The following is a 16,627-nucleotide window of genomic DNA, read 5'->3' as shown; positions in this document are numbered from 1 at the left end:
CAAGAGAAGATGAAAGGCATGGCTAAGAATATCCTCCATGCTCTGGAGCCATTAGTTAAGGATGGTCAAGTAAGAGTAACTCAAAATTCTTTAGGGATTACAGTTGAAATTAATGCCAGCGTTCTTTTTGCACCAGGGCAAGCTAAGCTTGCCGAAAGTTCGATTCTGTCACTTCAAGCGGTTGCCAATGTGATCAAGGGGCACGAGCATGAAATTAATGTTGAAGGTCATACAGATAATTTGCCAATAAATACAGAGAATTTTCCATCAAACTGGGAATTGTCGTCAGCACGTGCAAGTAGTGTGATCAGGTTATTCATCGACAAGGGTGTTGAATCTTATCGGCTTACTGCGATAGGCTATGGTGAAAATAGACCAATAGAAAGTAATGAGACATTTGAAGGAAGAAAGAGAAATCGTCGCGTGACGGTTATGATTTTATCGGCGGATCCCGACAACACAACCGAAATTCCAATCGCTGAAAATTAGAATAAGATCATATTGTAAGAATTCATCATTAAATCTCTTCGGGTTATATTCCCCGCCGCTTGCGGCGTATAGTATATGGATGAGCGAATATATTCATAAGAGTCACAATGTTACGGTATTGATGTATCACTTGGTATTTCCGGCAAAATATAGGCGGGTAATCTTTGATTAGCAGGTTGAAGCTGCCCTCAAGGATGTCTGTCTTGGTGTGGCAGAGCGCTATCAAGTGAAGTTTTTAGAGATTGGTACGGATAAGGATCATGTTCATTTCTTGGTACAGTCAGTGCCGACATATAGCGTGACCAAGCTTGTGGCGCTCATTAAAAGCATAACCGCACGAGAAATTTTCAGACGATGCCCTCAAATTAAGAAGAAGCTCTGGGGTGGAGAATTTTGGACTGATGGTTATTTTGCAAGTACAGTTGGCAAGCATGGAGATGAGCAGATGATTGGCAAGTATGTACAAAATCAAGGTAAAACGTATCAGAAATTACACTCGGATTATCAGCTTGCGTTGTTCTGAGCACGAATACCCCGCTGCTTGCGGCGGGGTTCTTTATTAAATATATGTTTGACCTTTAGGTCCATAGAGAGCCGCATTACCTACTGCGCTATACAATGTAGCGAGAGACCGTTGATTATGTTGCAGTCGGTTTGCAATAATCAATCCATTAGAATGTGTAAATTGCTGCGCTGTTTTAGCAAGGTTTAATAATTCTTTCCATAGAGCTTTTATTTCAGAATTCTGCTCAGCTAATTCATTTAACCAATAGTCTATACTCTTCCTATCTAAAGATAGTCCCATTTTGTGGAAAAAAACATTACGTTGATCATCGCTTTGTATTAATTCTCGAATCAATTTTGTTTTGTCAGAAGTAAGATAATCTATATCTTCTAATTTTCCTTCAATAAGAGCACTTTCTTCTTTTTTAAGGATTTCTATAAAAGTGCGTAGTGAATTACTTTCAGCTTTCAATTCGTTCATGAAACGCGCAATATCTTGCTGCAAAAACATTACGCAGCGCCTTTTTTGGATTGAATCAACTCTTTTGCTGTTTCAAGTAGCCGATCAGCAACAGCCTCCGGATTAATTTGAAAGTTTCCTTCGCTGATCGCTTGTTTTATTTCTTGAACACGTGCTGTATTCACAATTGAGCCACTTGCAGAACTACTATCAATTGTTTGCAGTTTCGCAGCATTTGGGCTCAAATGCACACTATTTTCTTGACTTGTATTCGGAGTGATATCTACACGCCTTTTTCCATCATTAACAGATACAGTTGATACTGGCTGTAAAGATTTATCTATTTTCATTTTTATACCTCATAACAAATTCATTAAATGTTTTATCGACATCTTTATTAAGAACTTTAGAATTAAAGAGCTTGCTAGATAATCCCCCATTTTAATGGGAGCTTATAGTAGAGAGTTTTAGTTTAAAAGCTTCTGCCAGCTTCATCGCTGGTGTAATACCTCCGAGTGCCATATCCGGACGTTCATTATTGTAAATCCACAATCATTGTGTTGTGGTAAGTTGCGCTTCCTCAATGGTTGCAAATTCATTCATTTCCAACCATTCATGCCGAACGGTCCTGTTATAGCGTTCAACGTAGGCATTTTGCTGTGGCTTTCCTGGCTGGATGTAATCAAGCTGGATACCTTGCTTATGTGCCCAACTTTGAGCGTTCCGCTGATATTTTCCGGTCCATTATCACAGCGGATCTTCCTTGTCTTGCCGCGCCATTCGATGATCTGATCCAAGGCACGTGCAACACGCTCTGATGGAAGCGATATATCCACGTCTATTCCCACAATCCCTCGCGGTTGAAGTCATCCATCACATTGAAGGTGCGGAAAGACCTGCCATTGGTGAGCTGATCAGCCATAAAATCCATCGACCATGTATCATTGGGTTGTTCTGGCACAGCCAGCGGTTCCGACTTCTCCCGTTCCAACCGCTTGTGCGGCTTGATCCGTAAATTCAGTTCCAGCTCTCGATAGATACGATACACGCGTTTGTGATTCCATTCAAAACCCTTCACATTGCGCAAATAAAGGAAGCATAGACCAAAGCCCCAACGTTTGTGACAGGTCGTCAGCCGTAGCAACCACCAGTCGGCGATTTCCTCGTTCTCGCGTTGAGTACCCGTCGATAGCGATAGCAGGTTTCAGAAATGCCAAATGTTGCACAGGCCAGACCGATACTAACCGACTTGTTCTGTACCACCCACTGCACTATCACCTTGCGCTGTGAGGGCTTTGCCACTTTTTTCCAAGCACCTCCTTCAGCATACATTCGTTTCAGCCGTTTGTTTTCTTCAGCTAGTGCCTTCATTTCCGATAGCAGGGCTGCATCCATTCCTCCATACTTGCTGCGCCATTTATAAAAACTCGCACTGCTCATCCCATGCTCTCGACATAAATCAGCCACAGGAACACCCTCCTCAGCTTACTTCAATATCTGCATGATCTGGCTTTCTGTAAATCGCTGCTTCTTCATCAGCAAAAATCCTCTTCGTTTAGGATAGAAAATTCTACTGCATTGCACCTTTAATATAGGGAAGGATTGCCAAGTATTGAAGTAAATAATTTGCGATAACCCAGTTTGGGTTATTACGGCGATAGTTGGCAGGGAGTTTAGAAATTTTAAGAAAATATACTTCTCATTGTTGGTGTCAATGTAGTTGGATTCACGTTGTCATGTTAATATCATCGTCTGTCGTGAACAATATGTATTGCCTTTTTTAGTAATTAAATGTCTATAGTATTTAAAGCCATTGTAAGCGCATTTCGTGATTTGTTTCGTTTAAGAATTGCCTGGACTATTGTATGGCCGTTGATAGCTTCAGTGCTGTTTTGGCTGATAGTCGGATTCATATTTCAGGATAATTTTTCTGAAATAATTTATCAGATTCTGGGTGAAATCGGTATTGGTGAGTGGTTGCGCAATTTGGAACCAGATTGGATTGCATCGGTAGTTCTGGGCTTATTTAATCTTTTGATGTTTATTCCTCTGGTAATTGTTACTACACTGATTATTACGGCTATATTTGTGTTGCCGACACTAATCAATTTAGTGGCACGCCGTTTCTATCCTGATTTGAAGCGCGAGTATGGAGGCTCCATAAGCGGCGGTATTGTCAATGCAATAATAGCCAGCGTTATTTTTATACTTATCTGGATAGTTTCCTTGCCATTGTGGGCGTTTGGTGTAGGTATTATTATCCCGTTCGTGGCCGCAGCTTTTATGAATCAACAATTATTTCGCTATGATGCATTAGCGGAGCATGCTACAAAGCACGAAATCAATAGAATTTGTTCAGAGAATAGATATTCATTATGGGGGTTGGGATTGTTGACGGGCTTGGTGCAGTTTATACCTTTTATTAATTTATTGGCTCCAATTTTTACTGCACTTGCTTTTATTCATTTTGGATTAGAGCATCTAAAGTATTTGCGCACGGAAGAAGTGGCAAAAGAAAATATTAGTCAATAAAAATTTGCCTTCGGTTACTCAAGCAAACTTCTTTCTTTATTCAAGCTTCTTAATCGGCGGGGAATATGCGCAACTGGGATTCAAATTTTATGAATCTTTCACCTATGTTCGAGCCGTTTTTATATTTGAGAAAAGATATTTTAAATTTGCAGCGCTGGCCCGAGCATAATGAACTTAATAAATTATGCTCTGTACCAAATCAGCGAATATATACTCAATCAGGTAAGTCTATTTGCTTTATACCTCAGGTGGTTGGAAAACATCGCCATGAACAAAATTATGAATTGAAAATTTACTTGACCGGTCAAGTGCAGACTAGAACCAATAATTGGCATGATTTTTTTAATGCTTTAGTATGGAAAATCTTTCCACGTGCTAAATCTGCGCTCAATCAATTGCATTATCAAGCGCAATTATCTGAGCTATCGGTTGAAGCTGTGAATAGGTGTACGTTAAGAGATGCGGCAACACTTTTCGATGAGTCCGGCGTTATTATCATCAGCAGTGATGCGTTATTGATTCAATTGATAAAAGACTTTGAGTGGAAAGAATTGTTTTGGCGGCAGCGTACTGTCGTATTATCATCAATGCGATTTTTTGTTTTTGGCCATGGAATGTACGAGAAAGCATTAAACCCTTATATAGGCATGACTGGTAAAGCAATTATTTTTGAGGTGAAGAAAGATTTTTTTCTGCAAGATTTATTGAGCCAGCTCAACTCTGTTGATTTGATGCTAGAGCAATTTTTGCTTTGTGCATTATCATCCAGTGATGATTTAACACCAATCCCATTATTAGGTTATCCAGAGTGGGATACAGATAATTGTCATGAATCGTATTATGAAAATAAGAAATATTTTCGTGAGTGTCGCAAATCTAAGTAATTTTGGAGAGAATTACAGTTTTATTTTGAATAGCCTATACTAGGAAATTAAAATGAACAGAGTCTTATCAGTGCTGTTAATCGCAACATTTCTCGTCGTCGATATATCTAAGGCTGATGATTTGTCACCGGGAAGTGTTGAAGGTGCTCGTACCATTAGCACAGAAACTGCTAAGTTATTTTTCGATAAGGGATATTTGTTCCTTGACGTCAGAGGCTTGAATGATTATAGGATGGGGCATATTCCTGGTGCGTATCATCTTTCTGTGAAAAGTGATTTTGATGAGCAGAGATTGAGTGCGATTGTAAAAAAGGATCAATCTGTTGTCATTTATTGTAATGGCACTTCGTGCCTGGGTAGTTCAATTGCGATAGAGAAAGCAATTGGGTGGGGGTGGACTAGTGTTTTTTATTACCGTGAGGGTATTAAGGATTGGAATTCAAAGGGCTATCCAGTTTTTTCGATAGAGCCATAGTTTTTTGTCTTCGACAGATGAATCCCTTGTAAAAAATTCTTATCAAAATAGTTTGTTTATTTAAAACAAAAGCTATGTGCTTTTGCGAACTGGGTGCATATTTTGTTAGAATGTAATGTTAAATTTACTAATTTATTGGAGTATTTGTTAAAAATGGCAATTGAAAGAACTTTATCAATTATTAAACCAGATGCTGTTGCAAAAAATGTGATTGGCCAGATTTATTCCCGCTTTGAATCAAGCGGTTTGAAAGTTATTGCCGCGCGCATGATACATTTATCACAATCTGATGCGGAGCAGTTTTACGCAGTACATCGTGAGCGGCCGTTTTTTAACGACTTGGTTAATTTTATGACATCCGGGCCTGTGATGGTACAAGTGCTGGAAGGAGAGGATGCAATTAAGAAGAATCGCGATTTAATGGGTGCAACCGACCCCCAAAAAGCAGAAAAAGGAACTATCCGTGCTGATTTTGCAGATAGTATCGATGCCAATGCGGTGCATGGCTCAGACGCGCCAGAAACTGCAACAGCTGAAATCGCCTGTTTTTTTTCCACACTCAATATTTATTCTCGATAAAGGCAATGGACATTTAAATTGTGTCGATTAATTTGCTAAATTATGATGGCAAAAGCTTAGTTGATTTTTGCACTGAAATTGGCGAAAAGCCTTTTCGTGCAAGGCAATTATTACGCTGGATTCACCAGTTTGGTATAGTCGATTTTGATTTAATGAGTGATCTGGCAAAAAGCTTGAGAGAGAAGCTTGCGACACGAGCAGTTATTGAGTTGCCATCGATTATGTCCGATTATGCAGCAGCCGATGGAACGCACAAATGGTTGCTATCAGTTGGCGCAGGAAATGGCATAGAGACTGTTTTTATTCCAGAAGCAAACCGTGGCACTTTGTGTGTTTCAAGTCAAGTTGGATGTGCATTGGCCTGCACTTTTTGCTCTACTGGGAAACAAGGATTTAATCGTAACTTAACTGTTGCGGAGATTATCGGGCAGTTATGGATCGCAAATAAGAAGCTTGGAACATGCGGTGATGTTACAAAGCCGCAGACAAGAAAGGCGGTTACTAATGTTGTCATGATGGGGATGGGTGAGCCGCTAGCCAATTTTGAGAATGTCGTAACAGCCTTAGATTTAATGTTGGATGATCATGCTTATGGTCTTTCTCGGCGTCGCGTAACGGTGAGTACTTCCGGGCTAGTGCCCGCTATTGATCGATTGCGTGAGCGTTGTCCGGTTGCTCTGGCTGTTTCTTTACATGCTCCGAATGATGCGTTGCGTGATCAATTGGTTCCAATTAACAAAAAATATCCGATTAGAGAGTTATTGGCTGCTTGCCAACGTTATTTGCCGGCTGCGCCCAGAGACTTTATAACTTTTGAGTACGTCATGCTTGATGGTGTTAATGATAGTGTGTCGCATGCACGTGAACTTGTGAAATTAGTACAGGATACTCCTTGCAAGCTTAATTTAATCCCATTCAATTCTTTTTCTGATTCTGGATATAGGCGCTCATCGACTGAGGCAGTAAAAATTTTTCGTGATGTGTTAATGCATGCAGAGCTTGTAACAACTGTCAGGAAAACACGGGGTGATGATATAGCGGCTGCTTGTGGCCAGCTCGCCGGTCAGGTAAAAGATAAAACGCATCGTTCGGCTCGATTAAAAGTAGAAACGACCCAGTGAAGTTATATTTACCATTATTTTTTTTATTGTTATTTCTTGTCGGACTAAATGGCTGTGTACAGCACAATGCAGAAACCGGAATGCCGATTCAAGATAGGTCAGATCGCGCACTCCAAAGTGCAAAAATTCATACAGAGTTGGCGGCTGAATATTTTTATCGTGGACAATTGGATGTTGCAATTGAAGAGGTTAATGAAGCATTAAAGGCACAATCGAATTATGCGCCTGCATATAGTGTGCTAGGGCTTATAAATATGAGCTTAAATGAAAATGGGAAAGCTCTGGAGAATTTTGAACGAGCTATTCGAATGGCACCAAAAAACCCGGAAATTAATAATAATTATGGGTGGTTTTTATGTCAGCGCTTTACAAACCGTATGGACGATGCCATCAATCACTTTATGATGGCTGCCAGAGATCCGCTCCATTCAACGCCAGAAATGTCATACACTAATGCGGGGATTTGTGAAACTAAACGTCAGAAATACACGGAGGCGCAATTGTTTTTTCAAAATGCATTATCGATTCAACCCAATTACTCACCTGCAATAATTGGATTGATTGGTATTGATTTTGAGCGTGGAAATTTCACGGAGGCACAATCTAAACTTTCTCAGTTTCTGCAGAATTATGCACCTACAGCTGAAGGATTATTGTTGGCAGTAAAAATTGAGCGGGCCTTGGATAATCCATTGGCTGTTGACAGTTATATTTTTCAACTGCAAAAGCATTTTCCTGAATCCAAAGAAGCTGTGTCGATTCGAGAAGGAAAGATCAGATGACAAATACTAATGACGAAAAAGACAAAAACGTAAATCATCATGCTGAGAATATTGAATCCATCACACCTGATTTAAATGCAACAACCGAAAATAACTCATCTGGGCACGACACTTTAAAGTCTGATCAAGCGACACATGAAAATATGCAAAGGGTAGAAGCGCAGGACATCGAATCAATCATTGGAGAACAACGCAACAAACTCGATTCAATTGCTTCTAATTTAAATGTACATCATCGTGAATATGTCGAAGGAAGTGATTCCCAGAATGGTGTTGTGTATAGTCTTGAGCATGTAAAAACCCAAAATGAATTAAATGCTATTGATTCTATGGGTATTGTGCAAAGTGTCGGACATTTGCTGCGCAGAGCAAGAATTATGAGAAATATGAGTATTGATGATGTATCTCGGCAATTGCGTCTCTCGATACAACAGGTTGAGGCAATCGAGAATGAGGATTTTGAGAAACTGCCTGGAAAAACATTCTTGCGTGGGTTTATTCGTAATTATGCCAACCTTGTGCAACTGGACCCCATGCAATTATTGCAATTGCTTCCAGAGTCAACTCGAATAATATCAACCTATGAGCGCACACCATTTAAAGATAAGAAATTATCGTTTTCCTCAAGTCGAGAAAATTCTGGTAATAACCCATTGGTGATTGCTATTGTTTTGGTTGTTATTATTTTAGGTGCATATTTTATTTTCGAGAATAGTGGATGGAACAAAGATTCTGATACCAGTTCGACAACTAGTGCGGCGCGATCAGAATTAGGTACTACGTCCATGGAGATCCAATTGCCAATGTCGACAGCTGCAGATAACGTAGCTAACTTACCTAACTTACCAGCAATAACATCAGAACCCAATAATCCGAGAGGTGCGACGGTAGAACAAGATGCTAAAACTGAATTAATCCCAGCTGAAAAGAATCTTATTTCTCAATCTGCTGACTTGCAGAACGCAAAACCTAATGATTCAGGTAATTTATATTTTAAATTCACATCAGACTCATGGGTGAAGGTAGTAGACGCCAAGGGTGTTTCTTTGTTTGAGCAACTTATGAAAGGTGGCAGCGAGCAAATTGTTGTAGGTAAGAGACCATTATCGATCGTTATAGGCAATGCATCGGGCGTTAATCTCACCTATAATAACAAAGAAATTAATATTTCTTCCTATAAAAGGCAAGATGGAACCGCGCGCTTTACGCTTGAGTGAGCGTACTTGCAATCTCTAGATCTCAATATAATTAATTATGTCTGAAAATAGTTTCTCGATAAATCGCCGATCCAGTGTGGGTGTCCAGGTTGGTTCTATAATGCTGGGTGGTGGTGCACCAGTCGTAGTGCAGTCAATGACCAATACTGATACGGTTGATGAAGTCGCTACTACAGAGCAAGTTGCGCAGCTAGCACGCGCTGGATCTGAGTTGGTTCGGATTACTGTCAATTCAATGGAAGCTGCAAAAGCAGTAGAGGCAATTCGCGCGCGCTTGGATGGCATAGGGTGCCATGTGCCCTTGGTTGGTGATTTTCATTTCAATGGTCATAAATTACTCACCAGTTACCCCGAATGTGCAAAAGCATTGGCAAAATTTCGCATCAACCCGGGAAATGTTGGTCATGGTAAGAAACGTGATGAGCAATTTACTACCTTGATTGAAACAGCTTGTAAATACGATAAACCTGTACGTATCGGCGTTAACTGGGGGAGTCTTGATCCAGAAATGCTAGCGCGTATTATGGATGAAAATGCAACCTCAATTAATCCGCAGGATGCTAAATATGTAATGCGGGAGGCATTAATAACATCGGCATTGGAAAGCGCGGCAAGGGCAGAAGAAATTGGGCTTAGTCGCAATAAGATTGTATTGTCATGTAAAGTAAGTGGTGTACAGGATTTGATTAGCGTATATCGCGATTTGGCTGCGCGTTGCGATTATGCATTACATTTAGGGTTAACCGAGGCAGGTATGGGCTCTAAAGGTATTGTGGCATCTACAGCGGCATTGGCAGTTCTTTTGCAGGAGGGCATTGGCGATACGATTCGGATTTCATTAACCCCGGAGCCAGGGGGAAGCCGTTCGCGTGAAGTGATTGTCGCTCAGGAAATTTTGCAAACTATGGGGTTGCGCGCATTTGTCCCGCTAGTTGCTGCTTGCCCTGGTTGTGGGCGTACAACCAGCACCTATTTTCAGGAATTAGCAGAAAGCATCCAAGCTTATGTGCGTGATGAGATGATTGTATGGCGTAAGCAATACGATGGTGTCGAAAATATGACGCTGGCTGTGATGGGTTGTGTGGTAAATGGTCCAGGAGAAAGTAAGCACGCTAATATCGGTATTAGTTTGCCGGGTTCTGGTGAAATTCCAGTGGCGCCAGTATTTGTAGATGGACAAAAAACCGTAACCTTGAAAGGCGATAATATTGCCAACGAATTCCGTGCAATCGTTGATCAATATGTGAGTGAGAAGTACCCGAGAAAAGTCATCTGATGGTTAAAGGTGTTAAAGCAGTTCGTGGGATGAATGATATCCTTCCGGACGAATCTTATCTCTGGGAATATTTTGAACAAACAGTGCAGCAGTGGCTTGCGGCTTATGGATATCGGAATATTCGCACCCCGATCGTTGAGCAAACCGATTTATTTGTTCGTTCTATTGGCGAAGTGACTGATATTGTTGAGAAAGAAATGTATACTTTTATTGATCATCTCAACAATGATAGTTTGACGCTGCGGCCGGAAGGCACTGCATCGTGCGTGCGTGCTGCTATTGAGCATAATCTTTTATATGCTGGACCACAGAGGCTGTATTATGCAGGCCCGATGTTCCGACATGAGCGTCCGCAAAAAGGGCGTTATCGTCAATTTCACCAGATTGGTGTGGAAGCGTTGGGTTATGCAGGACCTGATATTGATGCAGAGCTGATCGTGATGGGTGCCCGTTTATGGAAATTATTGGGAATCTCGGATTTGCGTCTGGAAATAAGCACATTGGGAAATACTGAATCACGTGTATTGCACCGTGCGCGATTACTTAAGTACTTTGAGCAGCATCGAGGCGAATTGGATGAAGATTCATTAAGACGTTTGCATACTAATCCATTGCGCATACTTGACAGCAAGAATCCGAGAATGGAAAAAGTTATTGAGAATGCACCTAGATTGATTGATGATCTGGATCTTGAATCATGCAATCATTTTGAATCTTTGCAAAGAATATTACGCGAGCGAGGTATTAATTATGAAGTTAACTTGCGTTTGGTGAGGGGATTAGATTATTACAATCGTACTGTATTTGAATGGGTGACCGATAAATTAGGTGCGCAAGGGACTGTTTGTGCGGGCGGGCGCTATGATGGCTTGATAGAGCAGGTAGGTGGAAAATCCATTCCGGCCTGCGGTTTTGCTATGGGAGTAGAACGGCTGTTGTTGCTGATAGAAGCATGTGGGAAAAAAATTAACAAGCCTGTGCCTGATATTTATATTGTTCATCAGGGTAATGACCAAGTTATGGATTATGCTTGGAAATGCGCAGAGTTTCTTCGCGATAAGGGATTCAATGTTATTTTGCATTGTGGTGACGGCAGCTTTAAATCTCAGATGAAAAAGGCTGATTCATCTGGTGCTGTTTATGCGGTGATTATCGGGAATGATGAATTTAGGGCGCAAGAAGTGACCATTAAACCATTACGTGAACTGATCGAACAAGCAAGTGTAAAACTAAATAGTGTTACTGAAATAATCAATAAGAAAAATTCGCATTAACAATAACTCAGAATCAACCAGGGATATATCATGGCAACTCATAATCATGAAGATCAAGAGAGAATTGATGGGCTTAAAGCTTGGTGGGAAAAGTATGGCACTGCAATCACTATTGTTCTGGCAGTGATGTTAGCAACCGCTGGGGCTATGAAGGCTTGGAATTATTATCAGCAGCAGCAAGCACAGCAGGCGGCGGATTTATATGCATTATTAAAGCAGGTGCAATCAAGCAATGATGCGGAAAAAATTAATGATGCGGCTCAGTTGCTCACGCAAGGCTATTCGTCCAGTGGCTATGCACCACGCGCTGCAATGATCGCTGCACAGGCAGATGTTCAAGCAGGAAATAATAAGCGTGCGATACAAAACTTACAATGGATTCTTGATCATGCAAAGGAAGTCGAGATGCGTGACTTGGCGCGATTGAGAATTTCAGGGATTTTTTTGGATGAAGGAAAGTATGGTGAAGCATTAAGGCTTCTGGATGCTGGGCATGATGAAGCTTTCGCTGGATTGTATTTGGATCGTAAAGGGGATATTCAGGTAGCTGCCCAGAAAATTTCTGAAGCGCGTTTAAGTTATCAAGCAGCTATAGACAAACTTGATAAGAGTAATAATTATTACAATATTGTACAAATGAAATTGGATGGGCTGGGCAATTCTGAATAAACATTTAACAATTGTTGGATCGAATCTTACCAAACTCAGACGATTATTTACGTTTTCGATAGTATTTGTTTTGTTGTCAGGTTGTGGTAGTTCGATGAATCCATTTAACATGCGTATTGTTGAAGCAATGAGTACACAACTATCGGATATGTTTGTCACAGACGAAGTCATCGTTTATGAAAAGGAAGAGCTTGATGCTTTAAAATCAGTTGATCGGATTCCATTAAAATGGAAAAATAAAGTCAGTGAAAATGAAATTGCTTCATTCTATGTCGTTTATGAAAATGATGCGGTATATTCAGCCGACGAGGCGGGGAAACTTACAAAATATGAAGCAGCGACTGGTAAGCAGTTGTGGGAAGTCAAAACTAAGCATAGATTCTCTGCCGGGGTAGGTGTCGGGGAAGGGCTTATTCTGGTTGGAACTTTTAAAGGTGAAGTACTTGCTTATAACGAATCTGGTCATATGTTATGGCAAGCATCAGTCACCAGTGAAATTTTAAGTCCGCCACAAGTACAAAACAATATTGTGGTTGTGCGAACTGTTGATGGACGGATATTTGGACTGGATGCCATTGATGGAAAGCGGAAATGGATTTATCAAGGTGCAACTCCCCCATTAACGGTGCGAAGTACTGCAGGAATAACACTTGCGCATGGTGCTGTATTTGCGGGTTTCCCCGGTGGAAAAATGGTGGCGATGAGCTTGTTTAACGGCAATGTTGGATGGGAAGCTGCCGTTTCGCATCCACGGGGCGTCACGGAGCTCGAACGTATGACGGATATTACCAGCGCACCTGTGGTTAATGACAGGCTCGTTTGTGCGGTTGCATATCAAGGGCGTGTTGCGTGTTTTGCTATCAATAATGGCGCTCAAATCTGGGCGCGTGAATCTTCTAGCAGCGCGGGTTTAGTAATGGATAGCGATTATGTTTATGTAACTGAAGATAAGGGCGTTGTTGCTGCATATGATTTGCTTAGTGGAGCCAGTGTATGGAAGCAAAGCAGACTTGGTAGTAAGAAATTAACGAAACCTGTTATCAAAGGACAATATATAGTTGTTGGAGATGATCAAGGAAATGTTAATTTGCTGCGGAACTATGATGGAGTTTTAATCGCCCGTTCAGGTACCGATGGTAGTATGATTCAAAACCCTGTTTCTCCATTGCCGGATGGGTTTGCAGTCCAAACAGCGAAAGGTGGCGTGTACGCTTATAGTACACAATTTTAGTTGTTTTCAGAATTCGTCTGGAATCTTTATGATTCAGCGATATCTTTATTTATGTCACTTAACCTGAACGAAAGCTGCAAATATTCATGAAACCCACACTCGTCTTGGTTGGTCGCCCTAATGTTGGTAAATCAACTTTGTTTAACCGACTGACTCGTACTCGCGATGCTATCGTTGCGGATATTCCAGGTTTGACGCGAGACCGGCATTATGGTGCCGGCAAAGTAGGGGATAAGCCTTATTTGGTTATGGATACCGGAGGTTTTGAGCCTGTCATTAAAGACGGCATTTTGTATGCCATGGCAAAGCAGACGATGCAGGCGGTTGATGAGGCAGATAAGGTATTGTTTATTGTCGATGGTCGGCAGGGCCTAACTGCATATGACAAAATTATTGCCGAGCAGCTGCGCAAATCTGGACAGAAAATTCTTCTGGTCGTAAATAAAACGGAAGGTATGGCGACAGCCGTTGTCACGGCGGAATTTTTTGAGTTAGGTCTGGGTGATCCCTGTGCAGTATCGGCGATGCATGGTGATAACATCCATGAGTTAGCAGATTTAGCATTGGCAGATTTCCCAGAAATTGCAGAAGAATCTCCAGGCAAACATCCAAAGATTGCCATCGTTGGTCGCCCTAATGTTGGGAAATCTACACTTATCAATACATTGTTAGGAGAAGAGCGGGTAATCGCCTTTGACCAACCTGGCACGACGCGAGATAGTATCTATATTGATTTTACACATAAAGACAAACAATACACGCTGATTGATACAGCTGGGTTGCGACGTCGCGGTCAGGTGTATGAAACTATAGAGAAATTTTCTGCGATTAAGACACTGCAAGCAATTGAAGACGCCAATGTTGCTGTGCTGATATTAGATGCAAGAAGCGAGATTTCTGATCAAGATGCTCATATTGCTGGATTTATACTGGAAACGGGACGTGCGTTGGTTATCGCAGTCAATAAATGGGATGACCTAGATGAATATCAGCGTACTACTATTAAAAGCGACTTAAATCGCAAACTAGCTTTTCTGAGTTTCGCGCAACTGCATTACATCTCTGCATTACATGGCACCGGAATAAAACATTTGTTACCGTCGATAGATATAGCTTATGCGGCGGCTATGGCCGATTTGTCGACGCCAAAGTTGACGCGTGCTTTGATTGCTGCAGTTGAAAAGCACCCACCGCCACGTGGAGGCATGTCGCGCCCCAAAATGCGGTATGCGCATCAAGGTGGATCTAATCCACCGTTGATTATTGTGCATGGCAGTATGCTGAATCATGTGCCAGAAAGTTATCGGCGATATCTGGAGAATACATTTCGTGAAACTTTTAAGCTATGGAGTACTCCATTACGGGTTGATTTTAAGATTGGTCATAATCCCTACGCTGATAAAAAGCCTGCTCCACCAACAGAAGCAGATGCGAGGCGCGCACATAGCCGGAGGCGGAGAAACCGGAAGAAATATGGATAAGTAAGTGAGTAAGTAAGATGAGTGCTTGATAGTTTATTGTAAAATAAGAGAGATTAATAAGTTTTGAACCCGCGATTCCCCGTGGTCTTGCCATAGGGTTGTTTATTGGAATATAGATAAGAATAGAAGCAGCAACTTGCTGGGCTGACACGGCGATATTAAAGAATTTCATCAGGGATAGGGAGGCATCCGAATGAATCGTGACAACAAACTTTATTTTTTCAAAATCACATGAGTGGGTGAATGTAAGATCTTTTGTGTGGGTTTTGTCACATTGCAATCCTATAGATTTTGTTAGTATAAATGCAATTTGTAGACTAAATTGAATTAGTCGGCAATTTCATGATTTAATTTACTCTAAATGAGAATATACCGCTGGGTAATTTGATAATGTGATCCTGGAGTAAGCTAATGAATAATATTCCACGAGACTTTTGTGAAAGTGCATTTTGTAATTTGCAACACATTGTATTAACCTGCTGGATTCATATAATAAAAATTTCCTGAATTAGGTTTTTACAAAGGTTTTCACTTGATCGGAGGCATAATAAATTTAAATTGGTGTACACTCAAACGATTGAAACTGAATAATCTCGAGATTAGTTTGTATCTTAAAGGAAGGAAATTTTTTATCTGTATGTGGCAAATTTCACGAATGATATTAAGAAATATTTAAAGTTATTACAAGATAATCCGCATATGTCTCTACTTTATTAGATAATGAAATATTGAGTCAATATGAAACAAGAAGAAATTGTTAAAGATTATTTCTAATTGATAACATATTTAAGTAGATTGATTTTATTGGTTTGCGGTTAATTAAATCAGAATTATAAGTAAAAAATATTTAATATTAATAAGTTAAATATCTTAAGAAAATAGTTTTTGAGACATACCAAAGAGAGATAAGTCAAAATAAACCTGTTTAAGGGTAGAGAAAATGGCCAACAAAGCAGAGCAAGCGCTAACGAGGATTTCGCATAAACGTATGAATGATCCCAACGTACTGATAGTTGTTGACAAATATGTTTGTGGTAAGACTTTAAAGAATGTAGTTGGAGAATGGGGATACAATATCATTGGTATTTGTACTTCGAGTCAAGAAGTCTTAGTTAGAATCAGTAAAGATAAACCGGATCTTATTCTAACGGACATAAAATTAGAGAGCTGTGATGGAATAGATTTGCGACAACATTTAATTTTGCAATCGGACAATTTGAATCTTTGCATATATTTTACTGCCTATGCTAGTGATTCGATTGTGCAACGTGCAACGATGATTGCTTCCGCGATGGGTTGTAATATCAATAAACATAGTGCAGAGAATAGATCTGCTGATTTTGAGTCTTGTTTTTGTCGGAATTTTGGGATTGATGCTGCTAATAATATGGTTAATCAATTTGCAGTACAGTCTATCAAAGTGCTGTTGGTTGATGATCAACAAATAGTGCTATGGGGATTGGAGAAATTAATAAATAGTAAGCAACCAAGAATGGAAGTCATTGGTACAGCATCAAATATTTCTGATGCTAAACGACTTGTCATTGAGAAAAGACCTGATATTCTTATATTAAATACATTTTTGAATGATATTGATTGTGTGAATTATATTCCGGATTTTTCTAGTAATGGGAATACACGAGTGGTAATTTT

16 protein-coding genes and 2 pseudogenes are annotated in these 16,627 nt (G+C 40.4%); 15 read left to right on the top strand and 3 right to left on the bottom strand.

The genetic code is table 11. From position 1 onward, the window contains the following. A partial coding sequence (locus tag Q0C11_RS11905) for an OmpA family protein (RefSeq protein ID WP_293008250.1) occupies nucleotides 1-489 on the top strand: 489 nt, incomplete at its 5' end. A 79-nt stretch (nucleotides 490-568) separates the two neighbouring features. Beyond that, nucleotides 569-1,012: pseudogene (gene tnpA, locus Q0C11_RS11900) on the top strand (IS200/IS605 family transposase). Between the two features lie 36 nt (nucleotides 1,013-1,048). Here tnpA and Q0C11_RS11895 read toward each other — a convergent pair. From Q0C11_RS11895 to Q0C11_RS11885, 3 genes and pseudogenes are all read right to left on the bottom strand, one after another. Continuing rightward, nucleotides 1,049-1,504: a flagella synthesis protein FlgN gene (locus tag Q0C11_RS11895; RefSeq protein WP_293008248.1), complete on the bottom strand. Its 456-nt coding sequence runs from the start codon at nucleotides 1,502-1,504 to the stop codon at nucleotides 1,049-1,051. Beyond that, on the bottom strand, nucleotides 1,504-1,803 hold the full coding sequence (gene flgM / locus Q0C11_RS11890; RefSeq protein ID WP_293008246.1) for a flagellar biosynthesis anti-sigma factor FlgM: 300 nt from the start codon (nucleotides 1,801-1,803) through the stop codon (nucleotides 1,504-1,506). Before flgM ends, Q0C11_RS11895 begins: the two co-directional genes overlap by 1 nt. 91 nt (nucleotides 1,804-1,894) lie before the next feature. Continuing rightward, nucleotides 1,895-2,989 (bottom strand): annotated as a pseudogene (locus Q0C11_RS11885) (IS3 family transposase). Nucleotides 2,990-3,244: 255 nt separating this feature from the next. Between Q0C11_RS11885 and Q0C11_RS11880 the strand changes: the two are divergent. The 13 genes from Q0C11_RS11880 to Q0C11_RS11820 all read left to right on the top strand — a co-directional run. Then, on the top strand, nucleotides 3,245-3,985 hold the full coding sequence (locus Q0C11_RS11880) for an EI24 domain-containing protein (protein ID WP_293008244.1): 741 nt from the start codon (nucleotides 3,245-3,247) through the stop codon (nucleotides 3,983-3,985). Between the two features lie 65 nt (nucleotides 3,986-4,050). Continuing rightward, a complete protein-coding gene (locus Q0C11_RS11875; protein WP_293008242.1) occupies nucleotides 4,051-4,869 on the top strand; it encodes a DUF3025 domain-containing protein in 819 nt (272 codons plus the stop codon). Between the two features lie 52 nt (nucleotides 4,870-4,921). Continuing rightward, entirely contained in the window at nucleotides 4,922-5,344 is a 423-nt protein-coding gene (locus Q0C11_RS11870) for a rhodanese-like domain-containing protein (protein WP_293008240.1), read from the top strand. Nucleotides 5,345-5,497: 153 nt separating this feature from the next. Beyond that, nucleotides 5,498-5,923, top strand: coding sequence for a nucleoside-diphosphate kinase (ndk, locus tag Q0C11_RS11865; RefSeq protein WP_293008238.1), 426 nt, complete (start codon nucleotides 5,498-5,500; stop codon nucleotides 5,921-5,923). 20 nt (nucleotides 5,924-5,943) lie between these two features. Next, nucleotides 5,944-7,044, top strand: a complete 1,101-nt coding sequence (gene rlmN / locus Q0C11_RS11860; RefSeq protein WP_293008236.1) for a 23S rRNA (adenine(2503)-C(2))-methyltransferase RlmN — start codon at nucleotides 5,944-5,946, stop codon at nucleotides 7,042-7,044. Continuing rightward, nucleotides 7,041-7,826 (top strand): type IV pilus biogenesis/stability protein PilW, encoded by a 786-nt coding sequence (gene pilW / locus Q0C11_RS11855; protein WP_293008234.1) that lies wholly within the window; start codon nucleotides 7,041-7,043, stop codon nucleotides 7,824-7,826. Before rlmN ends, pilW begins: the two co-directional genes overlap by 4 nt. Next, nucleotides 7,823-9,043, top strand: coding sequence for a RodZ domain-containing protein (locus Q0C11_RS11850; RefSeq protein WP_293008232.1), 1,221 nt, complete (start codon nucleotides 7,823-7,825; stop codon nucleotides 9,041-9,043). Before pilW ends, Q0C11_RS11850 begins: the two co-directional genes overlap by 4 nt. 37 nt (nucleotides 9,044-9,080) lie before the next feature. Beyond that, a complete protein-coding gene (ispG, locus tag Q0C11_RS11845; RefSeq protein WP_293008230.1) occupies nucleotides 9,081-10,319 on the top strand; it encodes a flavodoxin-dependent (E)-4-hydroxy-3-methylbut-2-enyl-diphosphate synthase in 1,239 nt (412 codons plus the stop codon). Next, a complete protein-coding gene (hisS, locus tag Q0C11_RS11840; RefSeq protein ID WP_293008228.1) occupies nucleotides 10,319-11,593 on the top strand; it encodes a histidine--tRNA ligase in 1,275 nt (424 codons plus the stop codon). Before ispG ends, hisS begins: the two co-directional genes overlap by 1 nt. 30 nt (nucleotides 11,594-11,623) lie before the next feature. Beyond that, nucleotides 11,624-12,262: a tetratricopeptide repeat protein gene (locus Q0C11_RS11835; RefSeq protein WP_293008226.1), complete on the top strand. Its 639-nt coding sequence runs from the start codon at nucleotides 11,624-11,626 to the stop codon at nucleotides 12,260-12,262. Beyond that, entirely contained in the window at nucleotides 12,240-13,493 is a 1,254-nt protein-coding gene (gene bamB, locus Q0C11_RS11830) for an outer membrane protein assembly factor BamB (protein ID WP_293008224.1), read from the top strand. Before Q0C11_RS11835 ends, bamB begins: the two co-directional genes overlap by 23 nt. 86 nt (nucleotides 13,494-13,579) lie before the next feature. After that, nucleotides 13,580-14,974: a ribosome biogenesis GTPase Der gene (der, locus tag Q0C11_RS11825; protein WP_293008222.1), complete on the top strand. Its 1,395-nt coding sequence runs from the start codon at nucleotides 13,580-13,582 to the stop codon at nucleotides 14,972-14,974. Between the two features lie 940 nt (nucleotides 14,975-15,914). Next, on the top strand, nucleotides 15,915-16,627 hold a 713-nt coding region (locus tag Q0C11_RS11820), incomplete at its 3' end, for a response regulator (RefSeq protein ID WP_293008220.1).

Source organism: Nitrosomonas sp., from assembly GCF_022842015.1.
Lineage (GTDB): Bacteria > Pseudomonadota > Gammaproteobacteria > Burkholderiales > Nitrosomonadaceae > Nitrosomonas.
The sequence above is the reverse complement of the archived record's forward strand: the minus strand, read 5'-3'. Positions and strand labels throughout refer to the sequence as shown.

What these genes read in the sequence shown, in the direction of transcription:
- Q0C11_RS11895 (WP_293008248.1), bottom strand. Translation starts at nt 1,504, where the DNA reads ATGTTTTTGCAGCAAGATATTGCGCGTTTCATGAACGAATTGAAAGCT.
- flgM (WP_293008246.1), bottom strand. Translation starts at nt 1,803, where the DNA reads ATGAAAATAGATAAATCTTTACAGCCAGTATCAACTGTATCTGTTAAT.
- Q0C11_RS11880 (WP_293008244.1), top strand. Translation starts at nt 3,245, where the DNA reads ATGTCTATAGTATTTAAAGCCATTGTAAGCGCATTTCGTGATTTGTTT.
- Q0C11_RS11875 (WP_293008242.1), top strand. Translation starts at nt 4,051, where the DNA reads ATGCGCAACTGGGATTCAAATTTTATGAATCTTTCACCTATGTTCGAG.
- Q0C11_RS11870 (WP_293008240.1), top strand. Translation starts at nt 4,922, where the DNA reads ATGAACAGAGTCTTATCAGTGCTGTTAATCGCAACATTTCTCGTCGTC.
- ndk (WP_293008238.1), top strand. Translation starts at nt 5,498, where the DNA reads ATGGCAATTGAAAGAACTTTATCAATTATTAAACCAGATGCTGTTGCA.
- Q0C11_RS11850 (WP_293008232.1), top strand. Translation starts at nt 7,823, where the DNA reads ATGACAAATACTAATGACGAAAAAGACAAAAACGTAAATCATCATGCT.
- ispG (WP_293008230.1), top strand. Translation starts at nt 9,081, where the DNA reads ATGTCTGAAAATAGTTTCTCGATAAATCGCCGATCCAGTGTGGGTGTC.
- hisS (WP_293008228.1), top strand. Translation starts at nt 10,319, where the DNA reads ATGGTTAAAGGTGTTAAAGCAGTTCGTGGGATGAATGATATCCTTCCG.
- Q0C11_RS11835 (WP_293008226.1), top strand. Translation starts at nt 11,624, where the DNA reads ATGGCAACTCATAATCATGAAGATCAAGAGAGAATTGATGGGCTTAAA.
- bamB (WP_293008224.1), top strand. Translation starts at nt 12,240, where the DNA reads ATGGGCTGGGCAATTCTGAATAAACATTTAACAATTGTTGGATCGAAT.
- der (WP_293008222.1), top strand. Translation starts at nt 13,580, where the DNA reads ATGAAACCCACACTCGTCTTGGTTGGTCGCCCTAATGTTGGTAAATCA.